The organism is Sphaerospermopsis sp. FACHB-1094 (assembly GCF_014696195.1).
Classification (GTDB): domain Bacteria; phylum Cyanobacteriota; class Cyanobacteriia; order Cyanobacteriales; family Nostocaceae; genus Sphaerospermopsis; species Sphaerospermopsis kisseleviana.
Genome location: NZ_JACJPT010000112.1, coordinates 1 through 17,040, shown reverse-complemented (window position 1 = coordinate 17,040; position 17,040 = coordinate 1). Strand labels below are relative to the sequence as shown.

At 38.9% G+C, this 17,040-nt stretch carries 17 protein-coding genes, 1 tRNA gene and 1 other annotated feature; of the genes, 7 read left to right on the top strand and 11 right to left on the bottom strand.

The window, feature by feature from the left end; genetic code table 11:
- Positions 1-420: 420 nt before the first annotated feature.
- Positions 421-813, bottom strand: coding sequence for a 50S ribosomal protein L7/L12 (rplL, locus tag H6F47_RS22820; RefSeq protein ID WP_096566805.1), 393 nt, complete (start codon positions 811-813; stop codon positions 421-423).
- 98 nt (positions 814-911) lie between these two features.
- Positions 912-1,457: a 50S ribosomal protein L10 gene (gene rplJ / locus H6F47_RS22815; protein WP_096566807.1), complete on the bottom strand. Its 546-nt coding sequence runs from the start codon at positions 1,455-1,457 to the stop codon at positions 912-914.
- Positions 1,458-1,561: 104 nt separating this feature from the next.
- Here rplJ and H6F47_RS22810 point away from each other — a divergent pair, with 104 nt between their 5' ends.
- Complete coding sequence (locus H6F47_RS22810) at positions 1,562-1,711, top strand: hypothetical protein (RefSeq protein WP_190651146.1); 150 nt, start codon at positions 1,562-1,564, stop codon at positions 1,709-1,711.
- Positions 1,648-1,816: a sequence feature (ribosomal protein L10 leader region), on the bottom strand. (Overlaps the previous gene by 64 nt.)
- 471 nt (positions 1,817-2,287) lie before the next feature.
- On the opposite strand, the gene rplA is transcribed toward H6F47_RS22810, so the two are convergent.
- The 6 genes from rplA to rplS all read right to left on the bottom strand — a co-directional run bounded on the left by rplA (position 2,288) and on the right by rplS (position 5,228).
- Positions 2,288-3,004, bottom strand: coding sequence for a 50S ribosomal protein L1 (rplA, locus tag H6F47_RS22805; protein WP_096566809.1), 717 nt, complete (start codon positions 3,002-3,004; stop codon positions 2,288-2,290).
- Between the two features lie 158 nt (positions 3,005-3,162).
- Positions 3,163-3,588 carry a 50S ribosomal protein L11 gene (gene rplK / locus H6F47_RS22800; RefSeq protein ID WP_096566811.1) on the bottom strand — a complete coding sequence of 142 codons (426 nt, stop codon included), beginning with the start codon at positions 3,586-3,588 and terminating at the stop codon, positions 3,163-3,165.
- Positions 3,589-3,594: 6 nt separating this feature from the next.
- Positions 3,595-4,221 carry a transcription termination/antitermination protein NusG gene (gene nusG, locus H6F47_RS22795; RefSeq protein ID WP_096566813.1) on the bottom strand — a complete coding sequence of 209 codons (627 nt, stop codon included), beginning with the start codon at positions 4,219-4,221 and terminating at the stop codon, positions 3,595-3,597.
- On the bottom strand, positions 4,221-4,442 hold the full coding sequence (secE, locus tag H6F47_RS22790) for a preprotein translocase subunit SecE (protein ID WP_096566815.1): 222 nt from the start codon (positions 4,440-4,442) through the stop codon (positions 4,221-4,223). The genes nusG and secE overlap by 1 nt, the downstream gene beginning before the upstream one ends.
- A 198-nt stretch (positions 4,443-4,640) precedes the next feature.
- Positions 4,641-4,713: transfer RNA gene (locus H6F47_RS22785), tRNA-Trp, on the bottom strand.
- 152 nt (positions 4,714-4,865) lie between these two features.
- On the bottom strand, positions 4,866-5,228 hold the full coding sequence (gene rplS / locus H6F47_RS22780) for a 50S ribosomal protein L19 (protein ID WP_096566817.1): 363 nt from the start codon (positions 5,226-5,228) through the stop codon (positions 4,866-4,868).
- A 345-nt stretch (positions 5,229-5,573) separates the two neighbouring features.
- On the opposite strand from rplS, the gene H6F47_RS28655 reads away from it, so the two are divergent.
- Positions 5,574-5,702 (top strand): hypothetical protein, encoded by a 129-nt coding sequence (locus H6F47_RS28655; protein ID WP_272109576.1) that lies wholly within the window; start codon positions 5,574-5,576, stop codon positions 5,700-5,702.
- Positions 5,703-5,851: 149 nt separating this feature from the next.
- Positions 5,852-6,907, top strand: coding sequence for a glycosyltransferase (locus tag H6F47_RS22775; protein WP_096566822.1), 1,056 nt, complete (start codon positions 5,852-5,854; stop codon positions 6,905-6,907).
- 407 nt (positions 6,908-7,314) lie between these two features.
- Here H6F47_RS22775 and H6F47_RS22770 read toward each other — a convergent pair whose 3' ends face one another.
- Both H6F47_RS22770 and H6F47_RS22765 read right to left on the bottom strand, forming a co-directional pair.
- Positions 7,315-10,533 (bottom strand): efflux RND transporter permease subunit, encoded by a 3,219-nt coding sequence (locus H6F47_RS22770; RefSeq protein ID WP_137666266.1) that lies wholly within the window; start codon positions 10,531-10,533, stop codon positions 7,315-7,317.
- Positions 10,534-10,607: 74 nt separating this feature from the next.
- Positions 10,608-11,996, bottom strand: coding sequence for an efflux RND transporter periplasmic adaptor subunit (locus tag H6F47_RS22765; protein ID WP_096566826.1), 1,389 nt, complete (start codon positions 11,994-11,996; stop codon positions 10,608-10,610).
- Between the two features lie 449 nt (positions 11,997-12,445).
- Between H6F47_RS22765 and H6F47_RS22760 the strand changes: the two genes are divergently transcribed.
- From H6F47_RS22760 to tatA, 3 genes are all read left to right on the top strand, one after another.
- Positions 12,446-12,982 (top strand): phycobiliprotein lyase, encoded by a 537-nt coding sequence (locus tag H6F47_RS22760; protein ID WP_137666267.1) that lies wholly within the window; start codon positions 12,446-12,448, stop codon positions 12,980-12,982.
- Between the two features lie 310 nt (positions 12,983-13,292).
- The gene (locus tag H6F47_RS22755; protein ID WP_096566830.1) at positions 13,293-13,613 is read left to right on the top strand and encodes an RNA-binding protein; all 321 of its coding nucleotides are present in this window, start codon (positions 13,293-13,295) and stop codon (positions 13,611-13,613) included.
- Positions 13,614-13,886: 273 nt separating this feature from the next.
- Positions 13,887-14,054 carry a twin-arginine translocase TatA/TatE family subunit gene (gene tatA / locus H6F47_RS22750; protein ID WP_137668545.1) on the top strand — a complete coding sequence of 56 codons (168 nt, stop codon included), beginning with the start codon at positions 13,887-13,889 and terminating at the stop codon, positions 14,052-14,054.
- Positions 14,055-14,327: 273 nt separating this feature from the next.
- On the opposite strand, the gene H6F47_RS22745 is transcribed toward tatA, so the two are convergent.
- Positions 14,328-15,302, bottom strand: coding sequence for a hypothetical protein (locus H6F47_RS22745; RefSeq protein ID WP_137668546.1), 975 nt, complete (start codon positions 15,300-15,302; stop codon positions 14,328-14,330).
- 687 nt (positions 15,303-15,989) lie between these two features.
- On the opposite strand from H6F47_RS22745, the gene H6F47_RS22740 reads away from it, so the two are divergent.
- On the top strand, positions 15,990-17,040 hold a 1,051-nt coding region (locus tag H6F47_RS22740; protein WP_190651143.1), incomplete at its 3' end, for a tetratricopeptide repeat protein.

Here is a 17,040-nt window from a genome sequence, read left to right as displayed (position 1 = left end):
CTGTCCTGAGCCTGTCCTGAGCCTGTCCTGAGCCTGTCCTGAGCGGTGTCGAAGGGCGGTGTCGAAGGGCGGTGTCGAAGGGCGGTGTCGAAGGGCGCAGTCGAAGTAAGTCGAAGTAAGCCGAAGTGCTTTCAAAAAGTGCCAGCTTTTATGAGGTGGCAACTGAAAAACCTTGCACTTAATTCCTACTTCAAGAAAAAATCGTTCCTATCCAACTATTGAAACTGTCACCGTGGCGTAGCACCTGTCACCTGTCACTGGTCCTTCACAGATAACTTTTTCAGCAAACCCTAACTATACGCAAGCAAGAACATTAATAACAGCCTAATAATTTTGACAGACAAAACATAGAATAATTTTTAACCAGTTGTTAGGGCAAGCTAAAAGAATAGCTCACCCTAAATAATTTACAATTACAAATTACTTGATGGTTACAGTACCACCAGCTTCAGCAATGCGTTTCTTGATGTCTTCAGCAGCTTCCTTATTAACACCTTCTTTGACGGGTTTAGGAGCAGCTTCCACTAAGTCTTTAGCTTCTTTTAGACCCAAACCAGTGATTTCACGGACAATCTTGAGAACTGCAATTTTCTTGTCAGCGGGTACAGATTCGAGAATAGCATCAAATTCGGTCTTCTCTTCAACAGCTTCAGCAGGAGCAGCAGCACCAGGAGCAGCCATCATCATCATGCCGCCAGCAGGAGCAGCAGCACTTACACCAAAAGCTTCTTCAATTTGCTTAACTAATTCCGCAGCTTCTAATAAGGTCAAAGATTTTAACTGTTCTAAAATTTGATCGGTTGCAGTAGACATTGATAGAACTCCTAAAGAATTTTGATTTGTTTTTTGTCAGTTGTCATTAGTTATTAGATACTGGTTTTAACTAACAGCATTTAACTAATGAAAAATTGTTATTCAGCAGCAGCTTCAGCGCCGTCTTTGTCTTTATCAGAGACAGCTTGAATAGCACGAGCCAAAGAACTTGGAACTTCGTTGATACCCACAGCCACCTTGGTAGCCAAAGCGTTGATAGCTCCAGCAATTTGCGCCATAAGTTGTTCCTTAGATGGCAAGTCTCCTAAGGCCTTGACATCCGCTTCTTTCAACAAGCGCCCTTCCATGACACCGCCACGAAGTTCTGTCTTCTTGGTGGCTTTTTGGAATTCCTGGTAGGCTTTAATTGCTGATAAATCATCTTTAACTAACACAAAGGCTGAAGAACCTTTGAGCAGTTCTGACATTGGTTTCCATTGCTCATCTTCCTGAATGGCAATGCCCATAAAGGTGTTTTTAGTCACCTTACAAACAGCGCCACTAGGACGTAAACGCCGCCTTAAGTCTGTAATTTCGGCAACTGTTAGACCTTGGTAGTCAATTACGAGTGCTAAAGTTGACTCGTTTAAAGTCCCTTTCAGGTCAGCTACTATTTCTTTCTTGTTTTCTAACGTTCTACCCATGCTTATCTCACCTCCAAGGGCAAAATCTTAATTAGTGAACATTGGCAAAAGGCAGGAGTCAGGAGTCAGGAGTCAGAAGGTCAATATTTCTTCCCCATCTCCCCATGTCCTCATCTTCTTATCTCCCCAGTCACCAGTCACCAGTCACCAGTCACCAGTCCCCAGTCACCAGTCCCCTGTTTACTGACGCGCCAAAAACAACAAACCCCAGCTATCTTTGCCGGGGTTTCACAGTAGTATTTTTAATGCTGTAGTTCTCAAACTTTTTTTGAGCAAACTTCAGTCACTTAAAATTACAACCTCGGCAGGATATTTAAGCTATTAGCACCTGCTGTCTCCGGCTTTATTAAATTTTATTGACACTCCCCACGTCTAAAGCCGGGGGATTCTTGAAGAGTCCATAAACTGACTTTCAATGGTGCTGGCAAAAACACCCTACACGCTCAAAACAACTACCAGGACAAAAGGTATTGCAATTGCGCTTACTTTTTTTTGCTTTGGTGAGTCCATCACAATGCCAGTTAGGTACGCTCAACATCCTGCCATTATTTGCCCTTTAACTATTCCAAATCAAGTTGGATATGTCCGTTGCCGGGATTTCTCCGCACTAGGATGTTTCTTCACGTAGATGGTTTTTTTACTCACTTTTTCACTATTATACCACTGTGGCTAAAGCCAGTCAATCGTTTTAATGCGACTAAGGTCGCTATCGACTTATCCCCATGTCTAAAAGTCAGGGGCTTGCGTCTCGTTTCAGGGTCATTGGTATTTAGTCATTGGTCATTGGTTTATATTCACCTATTCCCAATTACCCATTACCAATTACCTAATTATGCAGCGTCAGTTACTTTTAAATCTCTGAGGGCGTTGATATCAACTTTAATTGAAGGACCCATTGTAGCAGAGACGTAGAATGTACGCCAATAACGGCCTTTTGCTCCTGAAGGACGGTTACGGTCAATTGTCTCTTGCAATGCTTTGAGGTTGACTAACAAATCTTCAGGGGTAAATGATGCTTTACCAAACATAACATGAACAATGCCTGTCCGATCAGCACGAAATTCTAATTTACCAGCTTTAAATTCGGCGATCGCACTGGCAACGTCAAATGTTACTGTACCACCTTTGGGTGATGGCATCAAGCCACGAGGACCAAGCAATTTACCCAGTTTTGCTACCTGTGGCATTACATCAGGAGTAGCAATGAGTTTGTCAAAGTCCATCATGCCTTTCTGAATCTCGTCAATCAGTTCTTCAGAACCAGCGATATCCGCACCAGCATTAGTGGCTTCTGTTACTTTTTCGCCTCTGGCGATTACTGCTACACGCACTACCTGACCCGTACCTTTGGGCAGTGCTACCGTTGTCCGCAGTTGTTGGTCTGTATACTTGGGGTCAATCCCTAGCCGGATATGCGCTTCTGCGGCTTCGGGAAATTTTGCTGTTGCTGTTTCTTTTAACAGAGCTAACGCATCTAAGGGAGCGTAATCCCTATCTTCTACTTTTTCTAGCAACGCCTGTAAACGGCGTGATATTTTCTTGCCCATTTTTTGCTCCTGGGGTGTTCTCGAAGTTTCTCACTTCTCCCCCGATACAATTTTAGATTTTAGATTTTGGATTTTAGATTTTGTTATAGGTCGGCTGCTAGTTATCAGGTTTCATTACTCTTTTTTACTGTCACCTGTCACCTGTCACCTGTCACCTATTAATCTGTGATGGTAACACCCATGTTTTTGGCTGTTCCAGCCACAATATTCATTGCTGCATCAATGTCGTTAGCATTGAGGTCAGGCAGTTTAGTTTGGGCGATTTCCCGTAACTGCGCTTTGGTAATACTGCCAACTTTTTTCTTGTTGGGTTGTTCAGAACCGCGTTCAATTTTCGCTGCCTTGCGAATTAAAACTGATGCTGGGGGTGTTTTGAGTACAAATGTAAAACTCCGGTCTTCAAACACGGAAATTTCTACAGGAATCACCATTCCAGCTTGGTCTGCTGTTTTAGCGTTGTACTCTTTGCAGAACATCATGATGTTAACACCATGTTGACCCAGTGCGGGACCAACTGGTGGTGCTGGGTTGGCTTTTCCAGCGTTTAAGGCCAATTTAATGACCGCTACTACTTTCTTCGCCATTTGGATTTAGCTCTGTTTTTGTACCTGATTAAATTCCAATTCTACTGGTGTATCTCGTCCGAAAATCGAGAGTAGAGCTTTTAGTTTACTCCGTTCTGGCGAAACTTCGATCACCTCGCCTTCAAAATCCTTGAACGGACCAGAAAGCACCATTATCTTATCACCTGTAGCCATATCAATTTTGACTACTGGTTCTTGTTCTGTCGTTTGTTTGAATATACGTTCTACTTCTGAATGACTTAAAGGTACTGGCTTGACGTGACCACGACCACGGCCGCTGCCTCGTTTTTGCTCTGCACCGACAAAGTTAATTACATGGGTTGTGTTTCTTACCACTTGCCATGTATCGTCACTCATTACCATCCGAACTAAAACATAACCCGGAAAAACCTTCTCTTCTGATGGCTGACGTTTCCCGTCTTTGCGGATCTTTACCGTTGGTGTATGGGGTATTTCCACTTGGATAATTTTATCAGCTACATCAAAAGTTTGGATACGTTGCTCTAAATTTGTTTTCACGCGCTTCTCACAGCCAGAGGCTACTTGCACTGCATACCAGCGGGCTTCTTTTTGCGCTGTTCCTAGTGCTTCCTCTGTCTGCAAATCCCGTGGTTCGTCTGTTGCAGAAGTCATCAGAATACCTGTTTTGCTGCCCAAGCAAACAATCCATCGACCAAATATATCAAAGACGCGGAAAGTGTCACCATTAATAACACAGCTGCTGATTCACTCACCAACTGCTTCCGACTTGGCCAAACTACTTTGTCCAGTTCTTCTTTTGTTCCTTGGAAGAAGTTGTTTAAGCTAAAACCATTGCCTGCTTCTGGCATTTCTGCTTCGTTTTTTTTGGCCACGGTCGTTATACCCCCCGTTTCTTACATCGTTTCACCTTGTTATTTTGCACCAAGGCTGACAATTATTCACAGCTTCGACCCAATTTACAGTAAACAAATTCAGCTATCAGTAAAAAATAATTATACCCGAAATAATCAACGCTGGCTGCTATTTTAGCAGATGCGTTTTTGTTTCGGGCTATATTTTTTGCTTTTGAGCGCGCCCTGGAGGACTTGAACCCCCGACATCAGGTTTTGGAGACCTGCGTTCTACCAACTGAACTAAGAGCGCACAAGCTATCTTTGTTTCAGGGATTGCGCTGAACTTTTTTTAGTTTAACACAATTCCTTTTTTAGTGTAACTTAATTTTTTCAGAAAGTCAAGTCAGCGGCAGATGCCGCTTTTGGCTTGAGTTTCCTGGTTTTTTCCCAGGACTAACTGCATCACAGGGCGCGGTCAAACCGTTGTTTAATCCGGGTAGCTTTACCAGATAATTGACGCAAGTAGTATAGTTTAGCGCGTCTGACTTTACCACGACGCACTACTTTGATGTTATCAATGCGGGGTGAGTGCAGCAAAAATACTCGCTCAACGCCTACACCTTGAAATACACGACGCACGGTAATTGTTTCGTTAATTCCGCCATTGCGTTTACCTATTACCACTCCCTCGTATGGTTGGACTCGGTATTTATCGCCTTCTTTAATTTTCACTCCTACCCGCACTGTATCACCTACATAAATTTCGGGTAGATCGGATTTTAGGTGTTCCGCTTCTATAGAGCGGATTACTTCTTGCACGTTCATATTCTAGTTATTTTTTGAAAAAAACCCACGATCATCAATCATAAATCTATAACTGCCTGATAGTCCAGATATTTAATGTAAGTTCCTGGTGAGAATTTCTGGGAGTCAGCAGTCAGAAGGCAGAAGTCAGGCTTAAGCCAAGCTCCACTATCAGAAGTATGGCTGATGCCAAGCTGCCCTATCAGGAGAAAAAAATTAATTTTTCTTTCCCTGCCTCCTACTGACCCCTTGTAAATTTGAGACATTATTTGCAGAAAATATCTAGAATTGCAACACATTTTTTTAAACATCCTCTGAAATTTGCATTTAATCAAAATATATTTCTGGGGAAAGATAAAAAATCTTATGATGCTGTATATCGTTGAGAAGAAATATCGCTGTTCAGAACATAAAAATTATAAACAACAGAGCATCAACACTAGAAATAGTATTGTTCATATATTGTGGCGACATGAATTACAGAATTTAGATTAAAAACGGAACATTAAGCCTGTTTTATTGATGAATTCAGATTGATTTTTGAATTCTCTATGCTGGATTGATATTGAGTTTATTGTGTTTCCTTTTCCTGCTGTCTCCCACAGTGTAAAAAAAACTGTCAAATTTGAATATTTTTTAAGCTCATGAGGATTATACATATATTAAATCACGTTCAGAAAATTGGAAATGGAATCGTTAATGTGGCTGTGGATCTGGCTTGTTTACAAGCAAAAACTGGATATGATGTAGCAGTAATTTCCGGTGGAGGAGAATATGAAACATTATTGGAAAAATTTGGTGTTAAACACTACAAATTAGACCAGAATCGCCAACCGATAAATATTCTCAAAGCTGCCGTGGGTTATCGAAAAATTGTGCAAGAATTCCATCCAGATATTCTTCATGCCCACATGATGACGGGAATAGTTTTAGCAAGAATTTTGAAATTCAGAAATCAGTATACTTTAGTTTCCACTGTACACAATGAATTCCAGAGTGCTAGTTTATTGATGGGTTTATCTGAAAGGGTAATAGCTGTTAGTAAAGCTGTGCAAATTTCGATGGTGCGACGTGGTATACCTGAAAATAAATTGCGGGTAGTACGCAATGGAACTTTGGGAAGTCCACGAACTGGTAACATATCAGATTATCAACCTTTAAAATTACAACATCCAGCGATCGCTACTGTAGCAGGAATGTATAAACGTAAAGGTATCACTGAGTTAATTACTGCTTTTGAGAAAATTGCCTTAGACTTTCCTACAGCACATCTTTATTTAGTGGGAAATGGTCCAGATAGAGAGATATTTGAAGAACAAGCAAAATCAACTACCGTAGCTGATCGTATTCATTTTGAAGGTTTTCAACCACAACCGCAACGCTACCTTCTAGCTTGTGATATTTTTGTCCTTGCTTCTCACCGTGATCCATGTCCTTTAGTAATTTCAGAAGCTAGAGAAGCTGGTACTGCTATTGTCGCTACACAGGTAGACGGTATCCCAGAAGCTTTGGATCATGGACAAGCTGGGCTTTTAGTTCCTGCTCAAAATAGTCTAGCTTTAGCTGAAGCATTAGCAAATTTATTAAGTAACGCAGATACTTTGAAAATGTGGAAATATCGCGCACAGAAAAATTTAGAATCTCTCAATGTTACCCGTGTGCATCAAGAAACTTTAGCCGTGTATCAAGAATTAGTGTAATCATTCAGCAGTCAGCAAGAATTTGAATGCTTAAGTAACTCAACCTAAAAAAACGTAATACCCAGATCCCCGACTTGTTAAAGAAGTCGGGGATCTATCCACTTCCTATTTTACGTTTAATTATGTTGACCTACTTACAAACTACTGCATTAAATCCCACATTCCGCACCCCCAGTGTCACAATCGGTAATTTCGGTTTTTAAGCCAAGTTGAGGATAATTTTGATACAAAAAGGTCGAAATCTTAGATGGCGATAGCGAAGCGCTGCTGCAAGCAGTTCGCCAATCTCAAATCCCCAAACGACCAATCTTCGTCGTGTGACAGTTTAGGGTGCGGAATGTGGGTTAAATTTAGATCCCTGACTTCTTAAAGAGATCGGGGATATTTTCTCTCCTACAAATTACGAATTATGCTTTCTTGAAATTTTTTTTCCAGATCCGCAACTTGATAAATACTGGTTTTGCCCAACTGCCACCAATTAAATCATGCAATAGAGTGTAAAAACAAGGAATAATAAACAAGGTGAGCAGTGTTGCTAAAGACAAGCCGGAAAAGACTACTACACCTAATGGTTGCAGAAATTCTGAACCTTCCCCAACTCCTAAAGCTAGGGGAAACATCCCTAAAACTGTGGTAATTGTTGTCATTAAAATCGGACGTAAACGTTGAGGTGCAGCTTTTAAAATTGCGGTGCGACGATCAACTTGTTCGCGTTCCTGAATTTGATTTGCTAATTCTACCATGATAATGGCGTTATTTACCACAATACCTACTAATAAAACTGCACCCACAATTACTGTTGCACCAATGGCAGTTTCGGTGATGTAAAGTCCAAAAATCCCCCCAGCTAAAGCAAGAGGAATAGTAAACAGAATTACTAAAGGATCAACAAGAGAATTATATTGTACAGCCATCACTACAAAAACTAAAAATATTGCTAACCCTCCTAGAAGTTGCAACGAGTTTTGTAATTGTTGATTTGATTCTGCTGCTGCACTGGGTAAAGGACTTACACCTTCAGGGAAATTGGCATTTTTAATTACTTCATCTACTTGCTCTAATGCTTGACCCAAACTTGCTCCTTCTGCTAAATTACCTGCAATTAAAAAGACTTGACGCTGGTTAATTCTTTGAATTTCTCCGGGTGCTTTTCCTTCAACAATTGTCGCTACATCACTCAATCTAATTTGTTGATTACCTTCTACAAATAAGGGTAATCTTTCTAGCTGAGAAGTTGTTTTTACCGCTTCTTCATTTAATTCTACTCGCACATCTACCAAGCGGTTATTGCGTTGTAATTGGGTGGGTACAGTACCTGTAATTGCGGTTTTAATTGTTTCGCCAATATCTTGAGTATTTAAACCCACATTGGCCACTCGTTCCCAGTCAGGTACAATCTGAATTTCAGGTTGACGTGGATCTGTATCTGGACGGAATCTGACTGAAGTAATTTTCTCGTCTAAAGTTGCTAGTAGTTCTCGTCCTGCTTTTTCTAAAGTATTGGTATCATTTCCCTGCAAAATTATATCAACATCAGCACCACGAATAGGAGAGTTATTAAGAAATAAACCCCGCACTCTTCCAGGTGCTAAACGCAGTCGAATATCTACTAAATTCAGTTTGCTAAATTCTTTAGTTACACGCTCAATATAAGTCTCTATATCTGAGTTTGGTTTGAGGGTAATGGTACTAGAACTTCGCAAAGGATTAGGATTACTATTACCACCAAACAGAAAACCACCAACTGTAGAAAAGACATATTCTGTTTCTGGTTGCTGACGCAAAATGTCATCTACAACTTGCATAACTTTTTGGTTAGTTTCTAATGGTGTACCGGGTGGAAATTGAGCAAATAAACTAGCTTGTCCGGTGTTTATTTGAGGAAGAATTTCTTGGGGAATTTGGGGAGACATCCACACACTACCAGCACCAAAGAAAATGATAGCGATCGCAATTGTTAATAACCGCCAACGCAATATTCCAGATAGGAAACTGCTATATAATCTTGTTGCTCCATCAAAACGACGATTAAATTCCCGGAAAAACCAAAAATTATTTAAAGAACTAGAAAAGGGTAAAGCTAATAATCGTGATGTCAACATGGGAACAACAGTAACAGCAATTAAAATTGAAGCTGCTACTGCAAAACTAATCGTGAGAATTAATTCATTAAATAGTAATGATATAAAACCCCCTATCAGCAAAAATGGTAATACTGCAACTAAGTTTGTACTGGTAGAAGCAAGTAAAGCTGATTCAACTTCTCGACTACTTTTTTCTGCTTGTTGAATAATTGCTGATGTTGATAATTCTGATGTGTGATTTTGTAGTTTAGTTTGATTAATTCCTGCGGCAATATTTTCTAACATGACGATGGAATTATCAACCACAATTCCCACTCCTAATGCTAAACCACCTAAGCTAAAAATATTCAGGGATAAGCCGAACATTCCCATCATAATAATAGCTGCTAATGTGGCTAAAGGTATAGATAGAACAATAATGAATGTTTGCCGTAAAGAACCAAGAAACAGTAATACAGCGATCGCTGCTAAACCTGAACCAATTAAACCAGAAGAAGTCACATTAGCTAAGGAATTACGAATAAATATTGACTCATCTAAAGTTCCTGTGAAAGTTGCTTCCGCAGGAATAACACCCGCTTCTTTCAGTTCTTGTAATCTTTTTTTAACTCCATCAACAACGTTGACAGTATTAGCATCTGCTTGTTTTTGAATGCTGACTTTTACTGCTTCTTGACCATTGAGTAAAACGTACAATCTTTGTTTTTCTGATCCGTCAATAACTTGGGCAAAGTCGCGCAAATAAACACGATTTTTGATATTTGAATTAGGTGCAGATACTTCAAAGGAAATATTATTAATTTCTTCTGCATTTTTGAAGCGTCCCACTGTCCGGGTTAACGGTTCAGAATTGGCTCCTAAAATTCTTCCCCCAGATATATCTTGATTACGATTTTGCAGTTCGTTTAACACATCAGTCAAACCGACACCAATAGCTTGGAGACGATCTAAATCTATATTTACTCTAACTTCTTCTTGCACTCCTCCTGATACATCTACAACTGCAACTCCTGGTACTACACCTAATTCACGGGCTAATTCTTCTTCGGCAAAAACGCGCAAATCAACATTTTTCAGTGTAGGTGAAGTGAGCGCAAATTCATAAACAGGTAGTTGGGAAGGGTCGAATTTAAAGATTCGTGGTTCTTCTATGGTGTCTGGTAATCTATTTCTCGCTCGGTTAAAAGTAGCGGTAGCATCATTTAGTGCTTGATCAATATTTCCCCCTGGTTGAAAATATAAATTTAAACTGACTTGACCTTCACGAGTCTGGGAAAAAACTTGAATTACTCCTTCTGTGGCTGAAAAAGCTTCTTCTAGTGGTTTTGTAATTTCATCAACTGCTACTTCTGGAGAAATTCCCGGTGCTTCTATTATCACACCAATACGAGGATAGGTAATAGATGGCAGTAAATCTACAGGTAAACGAATAATGAAAAATAAACCAATGACAATTACTGCTAAGGTCAGCATCAATGTACCAATATGCTGACGGATAGAAATGGCGCTGATACTAAAGCCTTTGTTGTTTGTGATTTGCATCTTTATAGCAGGTGACAGGTGACAGGTGACAGGTGACAGGTGACAGGTGACAGAGTTGAAACTGCTAAAAAAATTTACAAGTTCTTTCTTTGCGGTTTGTTTAAATCTTTTTCTGACAAAATTGATAATTTGACAACTTCACCATCTTTTAATGGCTTACTACTGCGAACAATATAACTTTCTCCTGGTTGTAACCCTGAAAGAATTTCGACGTTACCATCAACTTTTTTACCCAATGTTACCGATTTTTCTTTTACCTTGGTTTTACCGTCAGTTTCTTGAACAACAAAAATTGTGCCGTTGTTCATTTCTGCTGATGTTTCTTTGTCTTTGCTATTAATTGCTGTTTGTGATACTACTACTCGCTGTGGTGTCTGGGTTGTAAAATTCACTCTTGTTAGTAGTCCGCTACCTATTTTCCCGCCACTGTTGGGAATGACTACTTCTATGGGTACTAAACGGGCTGTAGGATCAGCAGATGGAGAAATACGCGCTACTCTACCAATGATGTTTTGATCGGGGAAGGCATCTAAACGCACTTGTACAGATTGCCCTACTTGAATTTTTGCTAGTTCTAATTCAGAAACTTGAACTACTACTTTAATTCGACTCAAGTCAGCAATTTTTAAGACTTCGCTTCCTGGTTGTAGGAGATTACCGGGTTCTGTGACTTTTTCTGTAACTACGCCCGTGATGGGGGAGATTAAACGGGAGTAGGAACGGCGTTCTTTGGCGGCTTTGACTACTGCTTGTTGGGCAAATACTCTACCTTGGGCAGCTGCTACGGCTTGTTTTTCTGTACGGACTCTTTCAATAGTGGCTTGTAGGGCTTTTTGGGTTGTTTGGGCTTTGGTGCGAGCTTGTTGGGCTGCTTGTTCGGAAATTGCTCCTTCTTTGAATAATTGTTGCTGTCTTTGGGAGTCTGATTGGGCTTGGATGAGTTCTAACTTTGCTTTTTCTACTTCCGTTTGAGCGTTACTTACTTGGGTCATTGCCCTGGCTACTTCTGATTGGCTGGTTGCTAGTTCTGCTTCTGCTTGCTGTAATGCTGTGATCAATAGAACATCATCTAACTGGCCGATGATTTGCCCTTGTTTGACTGTATCACCAACATCCATATTTAAGGATATCAGTCTTCCTTCTACTTGCGATCGCACTGATACTGTCCGATATGGGGTGGTGTTACCAATATAGTCCGCTGGGGGACGTAGTTCTTGTGTGCGGGCGATCGCTATATCTACAGATGTTTCTCTATTTGCTCGTTCTCCACCACCAGTCCGCTTCGATTGGGCTTCTGCTGATTCTTTTGGTAATGAACCACAACTGGTTGTTAGTAATCCCAGTAACAGCAGACAGAATATGAATAAATTATGCTTATTCATCAGCTTATTGATCACTGGGCTGACAACTATAGGAGTTGATGTTTTCACCTGTTTTTGTGACTTATTTGGGTCCAAAACCATGAATTTTTCTCCACTTGGGCAGTATTTGCACTCTTACAGCCATTTATTAGCCAATACTTTGGAATAGGTATGAATAATCAAAAATAGCAATCAAAATTCAGCTATTTATTTATGTATTCCAAATAACTTTTTTTCCTCAATAAAACTGACAGAATTTTCACCATATCCTATGGATATTGATGTATAGAATTGCTGACAATCCTAAAAATTATAAAGTTAGTATAAAGATTTTGCCACCAATAAGTAATAGGAAATTAGTCATGATTTATTCCTGGGAGTTTTTCATTACCCAGCCATTTATGAAAAATGTGCCAAACGAACTGGTATTTTTCAGGTTTTTGTGTATATATTAAGAATATTAAACAAAGCTTGCTTTTATATCCCAGATAGAATATTGCAGGTGCAACCACCAAAGCAACACATTGACTTTTAGGTGAGGAAAGTAACAAGTGACATTACTGCTGAAAATTGCCCTAACTGCTGATGAACAGCAAATTGCTGAGTTTTTCCAAGCTTCTGTAGGTGAATGGCGCTCTGAAAGACGCTATTACACTTTACCCCAAGGAGAAACCAAGGAAATGGTAAGTATTATTACCATTCATTTTTTGCAACAAGGGGATGATGAATTGCAAAAGCTGGCTCAGTTACATGATTTGCAGGATTTAGAAAGCTTAACTTGTGGTGCAAAAGTTACTTGGGAAAGTACAGATTTACACAACGCTAAAAAAGAAGCTAGTGGTGTGACTGTGTTTGGTGCTTGGGGAAATATTTTGTATCGCGATCGCGGTTTTGCCACTACTAAACCAGTCACAGCACAATATTATTTCCCCAGTCTGAAAACTCTGTGTTTGCGAACTGAGTACAATAATTCTGTATTTGAGGAAGAAATTAAACTCATCGGTGATAAATATCGCACCCGACAAAGTATTGTTTCCCGTGCTGGTGAGCAGTTGATGATTGGGCAATACTTGGAAAAGCGAGTTTAAACTAATTGATTTGTTGTAGGCTTGGTGATGTCAAGGATTGTAGTCAGGATTTTCTTGATAACCATCAGTTATCAGCTTGAATTACTAGCCTCTACCCAAACTTAAACGGCTGACAAAGGTTTTGATAAAATTTATGAAATTTTTGTAAAGTCTTACTCCAAAAACTTGATTTATGTGTAATAATAGTGGAGAGAGTTAATTCGGCGATTAGCGTTTTGTTGTTAGTATTGACAGGCTTTTTACTTGTGGTATTTACAGACTGCTCTCCGAAATCTAAATCTCTACAAACTCGTGATTTTGGAGACATAATATGTCAGTTTACGTAGGCAATCTTTCTTATGAAGTTACACAGGATGCTTTGACATCTGTATTTGCAGAATATGGTACTGTAAAGCGTGTACAAATCCCCACTGACCGGGAAACAGGCCGTTTACGTGGCTTTGCTTTCGTAGAAATGGGTTCAGAAGCGGAAGAAACAGCAGCTATTGAAGCACTTGATGGTGCTGAGTGGATGGGTCGTGGCTTAAAAGTAAATAAAGCTAGACCTAAAGAAGACCGTGGTGGTGGTTACGGTGGTGGTGGTGGTCGTGGTGGTTACGGTGGTGGCGGCGGTGGTCGCAATCGCTACTAAGTCTACCCTAAATTCTTAATTCGTTTTAAATAAAATTAACCCATTCCGACTCCGGGGTGGGTTGTTTTTTGGTTTTTCGGTTTTTAACTAACATACTAAACCCTAGAGCAATACTTACAAACTGGGAGAAAGTTTGCAGAAAATGAAATTAAAGAAATAGGGAAAGCAGTTTTAGAGATTTTCATTTATCTCCATGAGTTGCACCCACCCGTTATTCACCGTGAATAGAATAAATTGTATAGTTAACCTAAAGTGACTCAAGAGGAAAATTCTATGTTTGGATTAGGATGGCCGGAAGTAGTAATTATTGCCATAGTTGCAATTTTGATTTTTGGACCCAAGAAAATTCCTGAGTTGGGGGGAGTATTGGGAAAGAGTTTGAGAAATTTCCAAGAGGGAATTAAGAAGACTGATGAAGATGATAATTCAGAACAATCATAATTGTCTGAATCAGGATTTCTGGTTACTGAGCGGTTAGTGAGCGGAGTCGAACTACGGTTAGTGAGCTTGTACTGAGCCTGTCCTGAGCCTGTCCTGAGCCTGTCCTGAGCGAAGTCGAAGGGCGGTGTCGAAGGGCGGTGTCGAAGGGCGGTGTCGAAGGGCGCAGTCGAACTATGTCGAAGTAAGTCGAAGTACAGGATTTTAGGATTTACAGGATGAGGAATTTGATAAATCCCTGATTTCCTCATAATAGAAGTAATCAGGGATATTATATCATTGATTTTGCTGCAATTCTGCATCAATTAACTTTTGAAATTCCTCCAAAGAATTAACACTAATACTTGCTAACAGGAGATTTTCCAGAATAGTCATATCCTCAATTTTCTTGAGAGAATCGCTCATCAATTCGGGAACATTATTAAATCTATTGGACAGAATTTTGATAATATTGTTTTGGCAGTTTTTTCTAGCACCTTTGATTTCACCTTTGGCTTCACCTCGTTCTTCTGCCATTTCTTCAATAGTGCTTAGGAAAGGCATATTTAACTCCTTTTCATGTTGTTCTAATTTCTGGTTGAATGTAGTTTGTAATGGTGGTGGTAAGGTCATCATTTTATCAATGAATTTAACTAAATTGATAATATCAAATCTAGTTAAACCCTTTTGATATAATGGTCTGACTATGTTCCATTTCCATTGTTCTCGTTGCGTGAAGTCTTTAGTCGTGGCTTTGGTTTTCAGATGTGCCATGACTATTATAGCAAACAAATTGTTACTGGTGGTTAGTTCTTCCCATTGATAGTCTAATAGCTTCACAATACTAAATTGCATTTTTACGAAACTATCATCTATGCCATATTCATAACTATTCGGTCGCCATTTTGCGTCTTCATCCCCTAAAATTGCTAAACTAATAACTGGTTTATGAAATAAATCAAAGGAACGATAGTTATAGATGTACATTCTTTGGGTAAATTCTTTGTCATATTGACTTTGTACCTCTATGTGGATCAAAATCCAGATGATTTCATTGTTTAATAACCACACTTGAAACAATTTATCCGCATAACGTTTTTTAGTTTGACTAGATGCGGTAATTTGTTCTAGTTCTTTATCTAGGGAGATGGGGGTTTTACTCCAATCTATTTTTTTGTGGAGGTTTGGGTAAAAGAATTGCATAAATGATTCAAAATATTGGGTGATTGCTTCTTTCCATGTTTGATCATAATTGGCGGTTGTTTCTGTCATTCTTGCCCCTGTTAATGTTATTGTCTGAATCAGGACACCCTTCGGGAAGTCAAAAGTCAAAAGTCAAAAGTCAAAATTTTTTTGTCTGAATCAGGACACCCTTCGGGAAGTCAAAAGTCAAAAGTCAAAAGTCAAAATTTTTTTGTCTGAATCAGGACACCCTTCGGGAAGTCAAAAGTCAAAAGTCAAAAGTCAAAATTTTTTTGTCTGAATCAGGACACCCTTCGGGAAGTCAAAAGTCAAAAGTCAAAAGTCAAAATTTTTTTGTCTGAATCAGGACACCCTTCGGGAAGTCAAAAGTCAAAAGTCAAAAGTCAAAATTTTTTTGTCTGAATCAGGATATCTGGTTACTGAGCGGTTAGTGAGCTTGTACTGAGCGGTGTCGAAGGGCGCAGTCGAACTATGTCGAAGTAAGTCGAAGTACAGGATTTTAAGATTTTCAGGATGTGATTGTTAAATAGTAAATTACACTAGATTCTAGTCGGTTTTAACCGACTTTAGCTTTAAGACAGGGAATTTATTACCTAGCTCATGGATTGCATAAGTATGTCAGAATCAGTATTTACAGGATATAATTGTCAAACATTCCCTCAGTAAATTAAACTAGATTCTAGTCGGTTTTAACCGACTTTGGCTTTGAGACAGGGAATTTATTCCCTGGATTCCTTTAAATTTAAAAAATCAACTATGATTAATAATCATGATATCCAATCTTTAATTAACAAAGCTGACGATTTACTGAAGAATCGAGACAGTAAACAAGCTATTGCCATTATTCAACAAGTTTTAGAAATTGAACCAGATAATATTGAGGCTTTGAAAATTCATGGACAATCTCTAGGAAAACTAAATAAAATAAAAGAAGCATTAACCATTTTTGAAAAAGCTCTACAAATTGAACCAAATCATGTTAGTATTCTGAGAAATTATGGAAGTGCTTTATTTCAGGTTGCTAATTATGATAAAGCATTAAATATTCTTGACAAGGCTTTACAAATTGAACCAAATAATTTAAAGGTATTAAGTACATATAGTAAAGTTTTATTGAAATTAAAATGTTACGAAAAAGCTTTTGTACTTTTTGAGCAATCTTTACAACTTGAAACTAATAACATAATAACTTTAAATAGCTATGGTAAAGCCTTAGCTGAGTCGGGAAATTATGAAAAAGCTTGTGATATTTTTGAGAGGTCTTTAAAAATTAATCCTGATGATATAATAGCATTAACTAGCTATGGTAAAGCCTTAGCTGAGTCGGGAAATTATGAAAAAGCTTGTGATATTTTTGAGAGGTCTTTAAAAATTAATCCTGATGATATAATAGCATTAACTAGCTATGGTAAAGCCTTAGCTGAGTCGGGAAATTATGAAAAAGCTTGTGATATTTTTGAGAGGTCTTTAAAAATTAATCCTGATGATATAATAGCATTAACTAGCTATGGTAAAGCCTTAGCTGAGTCGGGAAATTATGAAAAAGCTTGTGATATTTTTGAGAGGTCTTTAAATATTAATCCTGATGATATAATAGCATTAAATAGCTATGGTAAAGCCTTAGCTGAGTCGGGAAATTATGAAAAAGCTTGTGATATTTTTGAGAGGTCTTTAAAAATTAATCCTGATAATATAATAGCATTAAATAGCTATGGTAAAGCCTTAGCTGAGTCGGGAAATTATGAAAAGGCTTGTGATATTTTTGAGAGGTCTTTAAATATTAATCCTGATGATATAATAGCATTAA

Coding starts and splice junctions, on each gene's coding strand:
- rplL (WP_096566805.1), bottom strand. CDS start 813: ATGTCTACTGCAACCGATCAAATTTTAGAACAGTTAAAATCTTTGACC.
- rplJ (WP_096566807.1), bottom strand. CDS start 1,457: ATGGGTAGAACGTTAGAAAACAAGAAAGAAATAGTAGCTGACCTGAAA.
- H6F47_RS22810 (WP_190651146.1), top strand. CDS start 1,562: ATGTCCTCATCTTCTTATCTCCCCAGTCACCAGTCACCAGTCACCAGT.
- rplA (WP_096566809.1), bottom strand. CDS start 3,004: ATGGGCAAGAAAATATCACGCCGTTTACAGGCGTTGCTAGAAAAAGTA.
- rplK (WP_096566811.1), bottom strand. CDS start 3,588: ATGGCGAAGAAAGTAGTAGCGGTCATTAAATTGGCCTTAAACGCTGGA.
- nusG (WP_096566813.1), bottom strand. CDS start 4,221: ATGACTTCTGCAACAGACGAACCACGGGATTTGCAGACAGAGGAAGCA.
- rplS (WP_096566817.1), bottom strand. CDS start 5,228: ATGAACGTGCAAGAAGTAATCCGCTCTATAGAAGCGGAACACCTAAAA.
- H6F47_RS28655 (WP_272109576.1), top strand. CDS start 5,574: ATGATGCTGTATATCGTTGAGAAGAAATATCGCTGTTCAGAACATAAA.
- H6F47_RS22775 (WP_096566822.1), top strand. CDS start 5,852: ATGAGGATTATACATATATTAAATCACGTTCAGAAAATTGGAAATGGA.
- H6F47_RS22770 (WP_137666266.1), bottom strand. CDS start 10,533: ATGCAAATCACAAACAACAAAGGCTTTAGTATCAGCGCCATTTCTATC.
- H6F47_RS22765 (WP_096566826.1), bottom strand. CDS start 11,996: ATGGTTTTGGACCCAAATAAGTCACAAAAACAGGTGAAAACATCAACT.
- H6F47_RS22755 (WP_096566830.1), top strand. CDS start 13,293: ATGTCAGTTTACGTAGGCAATCTTTCTTATGAAGTTACACAGGATGCT.
- tatA (WP_137668545.1), top strand. CDS start 13,887: ATGTTTGGATTAGGATGGCCGGAAGTAGTAATTATTGCCATAGTTGCA.
- H6F47_RS22745 (WP_137668546.1), bottom strand. CDS start 15,302: ATGACAGAAACAACCGCCAATTATGATCAAACATGGAAAGAAGCAATC.